A 13,266-nucleotide genomic window follows, 5' to 3' on the forward strand; every position below is an offset into this window, starting at 1 on the left:
TCCTCATTGATGACATGTGGATGGTATTAGCGGCGCAGGCGAAGCATGCCGCCCTCAGCGCCGAAGGCGACCGAGACCGCGAAAAACAGCGTGGCAGTCAGGATGATGGCAGGTCCGGCAGGCAGTGAGGCATAGTAGGACCACAGCAGGCCGATAAGGCTGGACGCAATGCCTACCAGCACTGAGACCGCCAGCATGACGGGCAAGCGAGCTGTCCAGAAACGGGCGCAGGTCGCGGGTAGCATCATCATGCCGACCGTCATCAGCGTGCCCAGCAGTTGAAACCCTGCCACCAAATTGAGCACCACCAGTGCGAGAAATAACGCGTGGATCAGCGTACGTCCTCGCGGTGAGGCGAGCTGCATAAAGGTGGTATCAAATGATTCGATCACTAGCGCACGATAGAGACATGCCAACAGCAGTATCGAGACCGAACAGATCAGGCCGATATCGATCAACGCACCGCGATCGACCGCCAAAATTGATCCAAACAGCACGTGTAGCAGATCAACGCTGGAGCCGCGCAGTGACACTAACGTCACACCGAGCGCTAGCGAACCCAGATAGAGCCCGGCGAAGCTGGCGTCCTCTTTTAACGCCGTGTTACGACTAACAAAACCGGAAAGCAGCGCCACGATCAGCCCGGCGATAAACCCGCCGGTCCCCATTGCCAACAGCGACATGCCGGAGAGCAGATACCCAATGGCGACGCCGGGCAGCACCGCGTGCGATAGCGCATCGCCGATCAAACTCATGCGGCGTAGCAACAAAAAGCAACCCAGCGGCGTGGCACTGAGCGTGAGCGCGATACATCCCACCAGTGCGCGCCGCATAAACCCGAACTCCACCAGCGGTGAAAGGAGATTTGTTGTCATCATACTACCGCCCTGATCCGCGCCTGCGTGCCGTGGGGCGCGGGGTGTGCCGAGGTGAATATATCGTGGGTTGCGCCCCAGCGATGGCCTGCGGCGTTGAGCTGTAGCACCAGCGGAAAATGGCGGTCGACAATGTCACGATCGTGCAGCACCGCCAGAACGGTGCATCCTTGCTCATGACGTTGGTGGATCAAGGCCAGCAGAGCCTGTGTTGTTTCGGCATCAACACCAGTAAACGGTTCATCGAGCAGCAGCACCGGTGCGTCCATCAACAGCAAGCGTGCAAACAGGACGCGCTGTAGCTGGCCTCCCGATAAATGGCCGATAGGACGGGTGGCGAACGCGGCCATCGCAACTGCTTCCAATGCGGCATATGCGTTACGCCGCCAGAGACTATTGAGGCCACCGAACAGGCCGCGTTGCGGCAGGCTGCCCATCAACACCAAATCCATGACGCTCAACGGAAACTGGCGATCGAACTCCGACAGCTGTGGCAAATAGCCAATGCGCGGTACGGCGTTGCCATCGTGCGTCAACGAGCCCGCTAAGGGAGGAATTAGTCCTGCAAGGGTTTTTAACAGCGTCGATTTTCCACTGCCGTTTTCACCGACAATGGCCGTCAGTGAACCCGCGCTGAAGCTGCCGCTCAGCGTGCCAAGCGGTGAAGATGCGATGTAGCCGAATGTGAGGTTGTGCAGTGCGATCATGGTAGCGATACCGCCCAGGCGACCAGCGCCCATAACAACGCCAACAGCGCCAGCGCAATGCTGATACGCGCCCAGACGGAAAGAGAATAATAGAAGCTCACTCGCGAGTGCCATACAGAGAGAAATTTATTGTTATGTTATAATATAGCATTTCAAGCGCCACCAGAAAGACGTAAGAGAATGTGACATGGTGGCTTTGGCCCTAGTCTGCGTGCAAATGTTCTTATGGTTGTTATTGCGTTAACCCTCGACAGTGTAGAGATAAGCGATAGGAAAGGGGGCTGATGCATTGAGTGATTTCTTGCTAAAACCGTCTATCGTGAGCCTCGCAAACACAGGGATGAAGGAATAATGGCAACATTAAAGGATATCGCGGAGTGTGCAAGCGTCTCTATCAGTACGGTTTCTCGTGTATTAAATGGTACTGCGCCGATCAGTGCCAAAGTCAAACAGCAGATACTGGCGATTGCCGCTGAACAGGGCTATCCGCTGCATAAATTGGCGAAACCGGTGGCCGAAGCTTTGGATCCCTTGCGCCATGTTCTGTTGGCCGCGCCGCGCAACCTGATGCTGGAAAGTGATTACAATCTGGTTTCCCTGTCATTGATCAATGCGCTCAAGACATTGTGCGTACAGCGTAATATCCGACTGCGTCCATTTCCCTCGGAGCATGACGCCATGACGGAAGAGCAAATGAGTGCATCGCTGCAAGGTATGCGGCAGAGTGGCATTGTGATCGTCAATGACGAGCGTATCCCCTTGTTGCAGGCGGTGGTGAAAAGTGGAATACCTGCCGTGCTGATCAACGGTGAAGATCCTTCCATGCGTTTAAACCGCGTTACTCCCGCTAACTATGCCGCCGCAGTCTGTGCCGTTCGTCATCTGATAGAACACGGACATCGGCGAATTCTGCATTTAACCTGGTCGTCTTGCATCACTATTAAGCAGCGGGAACGCGGCTACCGTGATGCCTTGCTGGAGGCAGGAATTGCTGTCGATGAGTCACTGATTCTGGCTTTGCCTGATTTCCACCCCCTCACCGCGCGTGACGCCATGCTGCGCTGGCTTTCCGCACATCCTGACCGCCTTGGTGTGACTGCGATTTTTTGCGCGGCGGACAATCAGGCGGTGGGCGTGGTGGATGCGCTGGCACAGCGTGGTATTCGCGTTCCAGATGATATGTCGTTGGTGGGTATGGATAATATTTTGCCACTGGATATGCTGCCGGTATCACTGACTACGGTGCACATGCCGCTTGATGCGCTTGCGAGAGCCACACTGCAACTATTAACCCAGCAGCTGGTTCCCGCACAGTCGCTGGGGGTGACACAGCATGTTGAATTGACCGGACATTTGGTGGTGCGAGAATCGGTAAAGTGCCTCAGCACACTCCCTTGATTGCCTACTAAAATCGTGCGGTGGTGGCCTCGACCAGCGCATCTATTGCCAGACGAAAGCGGGGCAACATCACCGGTGTTGCCCGTCATAGAGCATGAACGGGCAAATGTCCGGCAATAACCTCGTCCAAAACGCTAACCAGCACGCCGCGCTCGAGTTCCTCCTTGACTAACCAGTAGGGCACTCTGCCGAGGCAGTATCCTGCCTTGATGGCGTTGAGAGTCAGCAGTGCGCCATCCAGCAATAAACGGGTATCAGGTGTCATCACTCGGTGTGTTTTGTCCGCCAACTGAAAGTGCCAGGGGGCCGCATAGCCCTCTTTCAGCGTACCGATCAGGATGTGGCGATGGAGGTCATCTATGCCGTGAAGCGGTGGTGACTGAGCAAAGTAGCCTAGCGTGCCGCACAGGACGATGCGTTGCGTGCCTAACCTTTTGGCGACAATCCCCGCCGCATCCGGCACCTCTCCTACACGCACGGCAAGATCGACTGATCCATCGAACAAGTCGGCCATGTCGACAGAGGGTGAAACACTGATACTCAATTGCGGCCACTGCTGGCACAGCGCCAACAGGGTGGGGGTGACGACCTGCGCGCCGAGCAGCGGCGGTACGCTTACTGCTAGCAGGCCTGCGGGTTCTGCTGTGGTACTGGCAAGCAGCATTTCGACGCGATCAACCTCCTAAAGCATCGGCGAAATAACGCCCCAGTGCCGCCATGCCGTTGGTGCTGTCGCCAACACCGTGAAACAGCAAGACCAAACGCTGCGCCTGCTCCGGTTGTTGTACTGTAATTGCATCGCTCATGATATGTCCCGTTTTGTCATGGTATTCTTTAATGATACCCCTGCGGTTATCACGTGCTATTGGGATTTATTGAACAAGTCATTCCATTATTTCCAATGACCCGCCCTCACGAACTTCACCCCATAGGCAGGAGCGAAAAAGAGAAATACCAGGCTGACGCGGCGGCCAGCCTGTCACAACAGCGTCAAAATGCGGCAGCGAGGGGCAATATATTGTTGCTGAGTCAACGGGGCCAGAGGCAGCGTCGTCGGCGTTTTTGGGTTAACCCAGGCGATTTCGGCAATTTCAGCCGCCGGGGTTACGACGCTATTCACACCCTACACACGGTACACCTCGGCTTCAACAACATACCCAAGCTCATTGACCGCTTGATCGGAAAAATAACCAAGATACGTCAGATCCGCTATCGCAATCTAAATCGACAGCTCTTGTTTCAGTTTGCGCACCAGCGCCTGTTCTGGCGTTTCTCCGGGTTCCATTTTTCCCCCGCCTGCATAAACGCGGTGGTGCCCTGTTTGCGCACCAGCAAACAGGCACCTGTTGCATCGGTGATCACTGCAGCGGCGATGCGAATCACACAGGACGTCTCCATCGGCATCTCACCCTACCTGACGAAACGCAGGAGTCCACTTATGCGGCGGCGGCGTATAGGCAGCGAAAACGCGGAGAATATCCTCAATACTGTCAGAAAATGTGAGCATATCGGCATAGTGTTGCTTCATAAACCCCTGTCTGACCATCGTTTCATTCATGGTTTTCAGTGGGTCAAAATAACCGTTAACATTGAGAAACGCGCAGGGTTTGTCATGAATCCCCAATTGCGCCCAGGTCCACTGCTCGAAAATTTCTTCCATCGTCCCTGGGCCACCCGGCATCGCGATAAAACTATCGGCAATCTGTGCCATTTTGGCTTTACGCTCATGCATGTTTTCCACCACATGCAGCGTGGTCAGGCCCGGATGAGAAAGCTCTTGATCGGCCAACAGGTGCGGCATGACACCGATCACCTCCCCGCCCTGCGCCAGAGCCGCATCCGCAACCGCGCCCATCAACCCGACACGACCACCGCCATAAACAATGGCGATACCGGCCTGCGCTAGGGTTTTTCCCGTCATCCGCGCTGCATCAATAAAGGCGGTGTCACTTCCCGCACTTGAACCGCAAAAAATTCCCATCACCATAATATGTCGCTCTTTTCCATGTCGATTACTACGTATGCCGGCAAACCGGTCCATTACACCAGGCACTTATTTATTCAGCCGGAAACCATCTGGTTGCGTCCAGCGTTGCCAACGAGCACAGACTGCGGCATCAAGCTCGGCAAGTGCCTGAGCCGTCTCATCACGCCAGCGTTGTAACAGAGCTTTTTTACCGCTTAATGAAAACACCGTCACACCACGCTCTGGATCGTGCGGATAAGCATTGAGCATGCGCAATGCGGGCAGCGGCAACCCCGAGCGCCCCAGCAGACGTGTCAACGTGGCAAAGGTGGGCTCCATGCCGCGCTGCGCAAAAGCAAATCCGGCCAGGCTGCGCCATTCGGCATCTTCGAGTATAGAAAGCTCGGTCATCGGCAGTTGCAACGGCAGCGCCAGAGGAATAATACGACGCAAGGCAGGCCACTCCTGAGCAAGACGCCATTCGGCACGCGTCGCCAATTGTCGTCCTTCCTCACTGATAGGCAAAATCGCCATCGCGCTATAGCAGCCACTGCTCGCCTCGCGATGGCTGCCAATGCGCACCAGCCTAAACCCGCACGCCTGCCAGAATGCCCACAGTTCCGGCTGATAGCCAAAGCTGACCGACAGAAAATCAATACCATCATCGCTCGCGGTGTCCCGTTGTGCAGCAATCAGTGCATGACCAATACCGCTGCGCCGCTGCTCTGCGACAACCGCGATACGGCTGATACGCCGCGAGCGTAAACAAGGGGCTTGCCACTCATCACCGTGCGCCGCCAGCGATTGTGCCACCAGATTGCCGTGCGGGCGACGGCGGCCCGCCCACACCTCATGCGCTAACGCTGGCGACAGGTCGCCTTCATCGACCCACCAAGCTACGCCGCACACTGCTTCGCCTCGCTGAGCGCCGTAGAGATGCATGCTGGGCGCATCCAGCAAGCGCCGCAAATCAAGCGGCGAGGTGCGGTAATGCGCGCTGCACAATAAGGCATAATACCGATGCAAACCCGCCGATTCACTCAACCACGCCGGCGCCAAACGTTTTGTGACAACAGCAGGTAATCGCGCAGTTGCCGGATTCAGGGCATCGACATCAGTAAACGTGTCACGAAAAAGCAGAGCATCGTCCAAAAAACGCTCCAGTGGATCGTCTGCGACCCAGCGCAGCGGTTGATCCAACGTCAGCATGTCACACCGCGGCAGAGAGGCACAAAATTTCAGCAGAAAGCCACGTCCCGTCCCTTCATACCCCTGCACCGTAGTGAGCATCAACACGCGAGGGAAATGGCTTACCAGTGCCTGCAACACTGACGCAGGGATCGCCGCTGCCTCATCAATCAACAGCCAGTCGAGCGGCGGCACTGATGACGATTGGCAATGTGCAAGCAGAGCGTCTGGAGACCAAAACGGCAATTCAGCCCCACCGCAATGTAGCAGCTGAGCGGCAGTTTCACGGGAAGGTGATGTCACCCAACAGCCCCCCGTACACTGCGCGGCCAGCATTCCTGCCAGCGTCGATTTACCGCGCCCGCGCGCCGCAGTAATCACATAAACGCCCGGTGCCGCATCCCGTAGACGTGTCAGCAATGCCTGCTGCTGTGGCGTTGGGTCACCGTTGACAGGTTGCCACAGCGCACGAGGAGTGAGCGGCTTTATGGCACCCTCCTCTCCCTGCCGCCACAGCGTGACCTCATCGTCCGCAAGCAGTTGCTGCTGAAAATGCGTAATGAAATTCGGTGTGGCTATCTCCTGAGACTGCCCACTCCAGCGCAAACTATCAGCATCGGGCTGTTGTGCCCACGCGTGCCAAGGCGGAACCAGCAGCAGTAGCCAACTGCCCGCACGCAAAGTGCCAGCCACGATCGCCAGCGCTTCTACATCCAGCCCACTGCGAGCATCAAAGACGGCATGCTGATACTCTTGCCCCAGTAGCCTCCGCGCTTTGCTAAAGGGTATGCTGTCAGGTTGCATGCCCCCCAGCCAAAGCCAATCCCCCGGCGTCTGTCGGCACAGTGCTTCCGCCTGCCTTTGCACCCAATGCGCCTCGCCGCTGACCACCAGCAGGCGGCGCACGCCAACATGCCGCAGCAGCGCAGGATCGCCGTTCGCGTCAGCACTGAGCAGGTTTGGGGTGATGAGCTCAGACATGCCAATACCGTTCTCAGGATTTGCCAATCAACAACGAGAGCAGACCTGCCGCAATCAGCGGACCTACTGGCACGCCGCGGAACAACGCGACGCCGGCCACAGTGCCAATCAGCAATCCCGACACCACGGAAGGTTGATTGCTCATCAGAGAAACGCCGCGACCACCGAGCCAGGAAACCGCAACGCCCACCGCAATCGCTACCAGCGATTTCCAGTTAAGGAACGCCTGAAAGAAGTCATGGGCACTGATTTTCCCACTGGCGATCGGGGCCATCACGCCAATGGTCAAAATCAGTATCCCGATGCTCAATCCATATTTTTCCAGCAGCGGGAAATAACCGTTCAGCGGCGTCAAGCGTACCGCCAGCAGCACCAACATCGCCCAAGTGACCGTCATGTTGTGGCTGATAATACCGAGTCCTGCAAGGCCGAGCAGGATCAGAAGCGTGGGATCAAAAGAAGTCATGAGGAAGGGTTTTCCTGCCATGCTGAAGTCAAGATATCGGTTTCATTCAAGACTCAGATGATAGCACTGTTTTGACACCGCTAATTAGCCCAATACCCACATTGGTACGGGTAAACTGCCATTCTCCGCTTAGTGCAGAGAATGGCAGGCAACGGCGCGCGCGCAATGCTTCAATACGAAAACGATTGCGCGTTTAGTCCAATTTTACGCCAAGACGGTGTGCAACTTCTTCATAGGCTTCAATCAAGCCACCCAGACTTTGACGGAAACGGTCTTTGTCCATCTTGTTCAGGGTTTGCTTGTCCCACAGGCGGCTGCCGTCTGGGGAGAACTCATCACCCAGCACCACTTCACCTTTGAACAATCCGAATTCCAGTTTGAAATCCACCAGAATCAAGCCCGCGTCATCAAACAGCTTGCTCAGCACGTCGTTGGCTTTGTAGCTCAGTGCTTTCATGCGCGCCAAGTGGGTTTCATTCACCCAACCAAAGGTTTTGCAGTAAGACTCATTTACCATCGGATCGTGCAAGGCGTCATTTTTCAGGAACAGGTCAAACAGTGGCGGATTCAGGGTAATGCCCTCTTCCACACCCAGGCGTTTCACCAGAGAACCGGCAGCACGGTTACGTACCACGCACTCTACCGGCACCATTTCCAGCTTTTTCACCAGCACTTCGTTGTCGGACAGCAACTTGACCATTTGCGTCGGGATGCCCGCTTCTTCCAGTTTGCTCATGACAAAATGGTTGAACTTGTTGTTCACCATACCTTTACGATCAAACTGTTCAATGCGCGCGCCATCACCGGCTGACGTATCATTGCGAAACTCCAGCACCAACAGATCGGGATCTTCAGTGGTGTAGACTGTTTTCGCTTTTCCGCGATACAACTCAGCTAGCTTTTGCATCTTTTATTACTCCACACAGTTGTGGGCCTCCTACAACAGGCCCGATGATTTAATACTTGATTAACAATAAAAATACCGGCATTCGCCGGGCCAAATAAAGAAGGGCAGGATGTGACCGGCCCTTGCTGTTAGTGACTGAGTGCCGCTTGGAAGACGGCGACGAGCGCGTCATTTTTCGACTGGCTGAGCGTATGCCCTTTCGCATCGATAAACTGCAACGTACTGCGGTTACCCAGATCGCCAACCTGCAATTTGTAATCACCGTTGGTCAATTCAGGGTCTTTCGCCCCCAGATGTTCCCAAGCGCTGCTGCCCGGTGCTTTGTAGGTCACCGCGATGGAGCCTTGCGGACGGCTGCGATCGTTCACCTTCATGCCGACTTTTTCCAGCGCGGCAGGAAGACGATCCCAGACCACTGAATAAGGACCACGCACCACCAGCAACGGCAGACCGCTGTCATCGGCACCGCTCAGCACGTCCAGCGTACCGACTGCGCGATTGACCTGCGCATTCTCACGTGCGGCTGCCTGTTTCTCCAACGCGTCTGACAGAGTATTGGCCATCAGACTGGTATAACGTTGCACCTGAAGCGCCTCTGCTACCGACGTATTCTGCACTTCGAGGCCGAGCAGTTTCACGACAACCGCGACCTGATACCCTTGAGGTTGAACGGAGATCTGATAACGTGCGCGGTACGGCACACTTTCATCGTCACGCGGCCAGAAGATCCAATCGCTGGTCAGCGTCTGCGAAGCATCCTGACGGCTGGCAATCACATAGCCCTTGTCCTGAATGATTTGCACCACCTGCGGCCACAGACGGTTCGCCTGCGCGCTGTTTTCGATCAGCAAGGTGGCTGTATCACCGGAAATTTGCGTGCGCGATCCGCTTAACAACGCCAATGGCTGGAGAGGAGGACGAATATCTAACGCTTTACCCAACTCACCGGTTGATGAGGCTGCCGGGATCTCGTAATCCCCATTCTGCACCGGAAGGATCATTCCCGCCGGTGCCACTAACGTCCTCGGTTGTGGCGCTTTCAAATAGGACTCATCGCCGCTGACCTGACGTTTGTGACGCTGATCGCTAGAACATGCTGCTAACAGCATAACCAGCGACAAACCAACCACTTTTGCCACCATGGACTTTTGCACTGAAGAAGTCATCAAATCTCCCTAAGGGTTACTGCAAACCAGCTTGCTTCAATGCGCGCTCCATCACCGCCTGACCGGTGTCAGTCAGTGGTGTCATCGGCAAGCGAAGCGTATCAGTCGCCATCAATCCTAATGCCTTGCATGCCCATTTCACTGGGATCGGATTAGGTTCAACAAATAATTTCTGATGCAGTGGCATCAGGCGTTGATTTAAACGGCGCGCTGCAGCGAAATCACCTTGTGCCGCCAGTGCGCACAGCTGTGCCATTTCCCACGCTGCAATGTTCGCCGTCACGGAAATCACGCCTCGACCACCGAGTTGCATAAAATCCAAGCTGCTGGCGTCATCACCGCTCAGCAGAATGAATTTATCATCAACCAACTCTTGGATCTGACTCACACGGCTTAAGTTCCCGGTAGCTTCTTTAACCGCAACAATATTTTTTACTTCGGAAAGACGAGCGATGGTTTCCGGTAGCATGTCACAACCGGTACGCGACGGTACGTTATACAAAATCTGCGGTAAATCGGTGTGCTCGGCAATCGCTTTAAAATGCTGGAACAACCCTTCCTGCGTCGGGCGGTTGTAGTAAGGGGTTACCGTCAGGCAGCCCACCACGCCGGTACCGTGAAAACGCTTGGTGAGAGAGATGGCTTCCGACGTCGCATTGGCACCCGTTCCGGCTATCACCGGGATACGTCCGTCTGCCAGTTCCAGCGTCATCACCACCACATCGCCATGTTCATCATGGCTCAAGGTGGCGGACTCTCCGGTGGTTCCGACAGACACTATCGCCACGGTTCCGCTAGCAACATGATAATCAACAAGTTTTTTCAAGCTTGCACGATCGACGGCTCCGTTGTCGTCCATCGGCGTAACCAGTGCAACAATACTTCCCGTAAACATTCGCCATCCCCTCCAAAAACAAGTTCTTCATGGTACTTTTGACTTCACTGCAAAAGCAAGCGCGCAACCGCGTTGTCGGCGTCTGACATGCGGTTTTTTTCTTTCTGCGTGCCGCGACTGACGGCGGCGCCGGAAAACGCACGCAGAACAAACTCAAAATTACCCCATACAGTTTTTTGTGTTTACCATGTTACTCTCAACCCGATGCAGAGGAAGCAAGATTTTGCCGAGCCAACAAGAACATTTTCTGGTTATCACCGCCCTCGGCGTCGATCGTCCCGGGATTGTGAACGCCATCACACGTCACGTCAGTAGCTGTGGCTGTAATATTGAAGATAGTCGTCTTGCGATGCTGGGCAAAGAGTTCACGTTCATCATGCTGCTGTCGGGAAGTTGGAATGCCATCACGCTTATCGAATCCACGCTGCCGCTCAAAGGGGCGGAAATGGAATTGTTGATCGTGATGAAGCGCACGGAATCCTAGGCTCGCCCGCCGATGCCCTCGACGGTATGGGTCAAGGTTGAACTGGCTGATTCACCGCACATAGCTAAACGACTTAATTTTGATCACATTATTTAAATGAGCTATTCAATTGATTTTAGACGTAAAGTGATATAGCTAAACGACTTAATTTTGATTACATTATTTAAATGAGCTATTTAATTGATTTTAGACGTAAAGTGATATCTACACGGGAAGAAGAAGGGTTGAGTATCCGAGAAACAGCGAAGCAATTTCGGATTGACCCTGCCTCTGTATCGCGTTGGATTAATCAAATAGAGGCTTTGGGCTTTGTTGAATAAATCAGAACTTGTAACGACTGCGCCCCATACGGGTCGATTGTTACGTGATGCGAATACTGTTCGGCATTCCTAATAGCGTTATCAGGTTAAGCGCTTTGAGCATGGCCATGGCTTCACCCACCTGAGCATCGTAGTCTCTCAGACTTAGATGACCACCCAGAAGCCTTTTGAACCGGAACATGGCCGTTTCAGCCACTGAGCGCCGGTGATAGCCCACTTTCTTTTTCCAGATAGCGTTACTACCGCTAATGCGCTGATTTGAAACAGCGGGGTTACGCTCGTGGTAGCGATCTTGCCAATATTGCGACCCCCTTCGTGGCGGGATAAGCGGTCTTATTTTCTTCCTCAGCAGAGCATCATAGCAGTAAACTGTATCCTAAGCGCCGTCAGCCGATGCCTCTCTGATTTTCCGGTGGGTCTGGTTTATCAGCGCCGGTAGAGCTTGGGCATCGGTCGTACCACTGAGCGACAAATCCACACAGATAATCTCATGCGTCACACTGTCTACTGCCAGGTGCAGCTTACGCCATACCCTGCGTCTGTCGGCACCATGCTGCCGGACTTTCCATTCGCCTTCGCCAAAGACCTTCAGGCCGGTTCCATCAATGACCAGATGTGAGATTTCACCACGGGTTGGCGTTTTTATGCTGATGTTCACTGTCTTTGCTCGCTTGCTGAGCAGCGAATAGTCTGGACAATGGAGCGACAATTTAATCAGTTTAAAAATCGAGTCACCAAAGCCCTGTAAAGCCCTCAATGAAAGGCCAAACACGCGTTTCATCATCAGGACTGTGGTGATGGTCATATCTGAGTAGTGGAGCGGTCGTCCACGCCGTTCAGTAGTGTTTTTTTCCGTCCATGCAGCAATGGCTGATTCATCTAGCCATACGGTTAGAGAACCGCGCTGTTTGAGGGTCTTGTTATAAGAGGGCCAGTTGGTGATTTTAAAATTTTGTTTTGCCATGGAGAGCTGATTTTGAAACAACTGTGTTGATCTGCTCCGATGATTACCCAAAAGTTCTATTTATTCAACAAAGCCTCAAATAGAGTCAAAAGCATCGACCACGCGTCAGCGAAAGATTGATAAATCCGAGTTGATAAAAGATGTTGAACCATATCCAGATGCTCACCAAAAAGAACGTGCAGAGCGTTTTGGCGTTTGTCAGAAGGCCATTTGGCAAGCTCTTAAAAAGCTGGGATTGACCTATAAAAAAACGCTACGTCATCCGAAAGTCGACGAAAGCGCCCGGCAAGCATTTCAACAAAAAATACAACAGTATGAAAAAGAAGGTAAACCTATTGTTTTTATTGATGAAAGTGGTTTTCCACACGATACCCCACGGACTCACGGCTATTCCCCAAAAGGTCAACGGTGTTTTGGCCTGAAGAACGGGGGAGCCAAAGGAAGAACAAATGTTATCGGCGCTTTATTAGGCACAACGCTGTTTGCTATCGGATTATTTGATATCAATATTAACAGCGATGTTTTCTATTCCTGGGTCACACAAGTCCTTATCCCAGTACTCCCTAAAAACAGTGTAATCGTGATGGACAATGCAACTTTTCACAAAAAACATAATATTCAACAAGTCATCATCGATGCAGGGCATATGGTGGAGTATTTGCCTACATATTCGCCAGATCTTAACCCCATTGAGCATAAATGGGCACAAGCAAAAAGCAAAAAAAAGAGAGAGTGGTTGCGATACAGAGATTTTGTTCTCAGTCCATATGGTGTAATCAAAATTAAGTCGCTTGGCTATATATATTCAAATCACCGCACACAGCTCTGAAACGTTTAATGGCGCAATTATTGAGCCAGCCTTTCATCAGCTATGTACAGAACTGCACGCACAAGGCAGTATTAGCGTCGTGAACTATCCACAGTATGAAAAGAAAGATGGAGAGTAGTG

At 53.5% G+C, this 13,266-nt stretch carries 13 protein-coding genes and 4 pseudogenes; 5 read left to right on the forward strand and 12 right to left on the reverse strand.

What is annotated here, in order from left to right:
* Window positions 1-26 precede the first annotated feature (26 nt).
* Together ACD630_RS11990 and ACD630_RS11995 are read right to left on the reverse strand one after the other, a co-directional pair.
* The gene (locus tag ACD630_RS11990; protein WP_430359177.1) at window positions 27-878 is read right to left on the reverse strand and encodes a metal ABC transporter permease; all 852 of its coding nucleotides are present in this window, start codon (window positions 876-878) and stop codon (window positions 27-29) included.
* Window positions 875-1,582: a metal ABC transporter ATP-binding protein gene (locus ACD630_RS11995; protein ID WP_430360006.1), complete on the reverse strand. Its 708-nt coding sequence runs from the start codon at window positions 1,580-1,582 to the stop codon at window positions 875-877. Before ACD630_RS11995 ends, ACD630_RS11990 begins: the two co-directional genes overlap by 4 nt.
* Before the next feature lie 351 nt (window positions 1,583-1,933).
* Between ACD630_RS11995 and ACD630_RS12000 the strand changes: the two genes are divergently transcribed.
* Window positions 1,934-2,980 carry a LacI family DNA-binding transcriptional regulator gene (locus tag ACD630_RS12000; RefSeq protein WP_430359178.1) on the forward strand — a complete coding sequence of 349 codons (1,047 nt, stop codon included), beginning with the start codon at window positions 1,934-1,936 and terminating at the stop codon, window positions 2,978-2,980.
* 85 nt (window positions 2,981-3,065) lie between these two features.
* Here ACD630_RS12000 and ACD630_RS12005 read toward each other — a convergent pair whose 3' ends face one another.
* The 9 genes and pseudogenes from ACD630_RS12005 to dapA all read right to left on the reverse strand — a co-directional run bounded on the left by ACD630_RS12005 (window position 3,066) and on the right by dapA (window position 10,549).
* The gene (locus ACD630_RS12005; protein WP_430359179.1) at window positions 3,066-3,644 is read right to left on the reverse strand and encodes a LysR substrate-binding domain-containing protein; all 579 of its coding nucleotides are present in this window, start codon (window positions 3,642-3,644) and stop codon (window positions 3,066-3,068) included.
* Between the two features lie 22 nt (window positions 3,645-3,666).
* Window positions 3,667-3,786, reverse strand: a pseudogene (locus ACD630_RS12010) (esterase); the annotation flags it as partial.
* A 413-nt stretch (window positions 3,787-4,199) separates the two neighbouring features.
* Window positions 4,200-4,265 (reverse strand): NUDIX domain-containing protein, encoded by a 66-nt coding sequence (locus tag ACD630_RS12015; RefSeq protein ID WP_430360007.1) that lies wholly within the window; start codon window positions 4,263-4,265, stop codon window positions 4,200-4,202.
* Window positions 4,266-4,385: 120 nt separating this feature from the next.
* Window positions 4,386-4,970 (reverse strand): TIGR00730 family Rossman fold protein, encoded by a 585-nt coding sequence (locus tag ACD630_RS12020; RefSeq protein ID WP_430360008.1) that lies wholly within the window; start codon window positions 4,968-4,970, stop codon window positions 4,386-4,388.
* A 63-nt stretch (window positions 4,971-5,033) separates the two neighbouring features.
* A complete protein-coding gene (locus tag ACD630_RS12025) occupies window positions 5,034-7,115 on the reverse strand; it encodes a tRNA(Met) cytidine acetyltransferase TmcA (protein WP_430359180.1) in 2,082 nt (693 codons plus the stop codon).
* A 13-nt stretch (window positions 7,116-7,128) separates the two neighbouring features.
* On the reverse strand, window positions 7,129-7,581 hold the full coding sequence (locus ACD630_RS12030; RefSeq protein ID WP_430360009.1) for a DUF441 domain-containing protein: 453 nt from the start codon (window positions 7,579-7,581) through the stop codon (window positions 7,129-7,131).
* 193 nt (window positions 7,582-7,774) lie between these two features.
* Complete coding sequence (purC, locus tag ACD630_RS12035; protein ID WP_430359181.1) at window positions 7,775-8,488, reverse strand: phosphoribosylaminoimidazolesuccinocarboxamide synthase; 714 nt, start codon at window positions 8,486-8,488, stop codon at window positions 7,775-7,777.
* 128 nt (window positions 8,489-8,616) lie between these two features.
* Entirely contained in the window at window positions 8,617-9,654 is a 1,038-nt protein-coding gene (gene bamC, locus ACD630_RS12040; RefSeq protein ID WP_430359182.1) for an outer membrane protein assembly factor BamC, read from the reverse strand.
* Between the two features lie 16 nt (window positions 9,655-9,670).
* On the reverse strand, window positions 9,671-10,549 hold the full coding sequence (dapA, locus tag ACD630_RS12045; protein ID WP_430359183.1) for a 4-hydroxy-tetrahydrodipicolinate synthase: 879 nt from the start codon (window positions 10,547-10,549) through the stop codon (window positions 9,671-9,673).
* 223 nt (window positions 10,550-10,772) lie between these two features.
* On the opposite strand from dapA, the pseudogene ACD630_RS12050 reads away from it, so the two are divergent.
* Together ACD630_RS12050 and ACD630_RS12055 are read left to right on the forward strand one after the other, a co-directional pair.
* A pseudogene (locus ACD630_RS12050) lies at window positions 10,773-11,105 on the forward strand (ACT domain-containing protein); the annotation flags it as partial.
* A 95-nt stretch (window positions 11,106-11,200) separates the two neighbouring features.
* Window positions 11,201-11,353, forward strand: a complete 153-nt coding sequence (locus ACD630_RS12055) for a helix-turn-helix domain-containing protein (protein WP_430359184.1) — start codon at window positions 11,201-11,203, stop codon at window positions 11,351-11,353.
* Between the two features lie 40 nt (window positions 11,354-11,393).
* Here ACD630_RS12055 and ACD630_RS12060 read toward each other — a convergent pair.
* A pseudogene (locus ACD630_RS12060) lies at window positions 11,394-12,317 on the reverse strand (IS5 family transposase).
* A gap of 79 nt (window positions 12,318-12,396) precedes the next feature.
* Between ACD630_RS12060 and ACD630_RS12065 the strand changes: the two are divergent.
* Window positions 12,397-13,146, forward strand: coding sequence for an IS630 family transposase (locus ACD630_RS12065; RefSeq protein ID WP_430360010.1), 750 nt, complete (start codon window positions 12,397-12,399; stop codon window positions 13,144-13,146).
* Window positions 13,115-13,264 (forward strand): annotated as a pseudogene (gene gcvR, locus ACD630_RS12070) (glycine cleavage system transcriptional repressor); the annotation flags it as partial. The gene ACD630_RS12065 and the pseudogene gcvR, both read left to right, overlap by 32 nt.
* Window positions 13,265-13,266: the final 2 nt, after the last annotated feature.

Source organism: Symbiopectobacterium sp. RP (assembly GCF_050472005.1).
In the GTDB taxonomy this organism is placed as follows: Bacteria; Pseudomonadota; Gammaproteobacteria; order Enterobacterales; family Enterobacteriaceae; genus Symbiopectobacterium.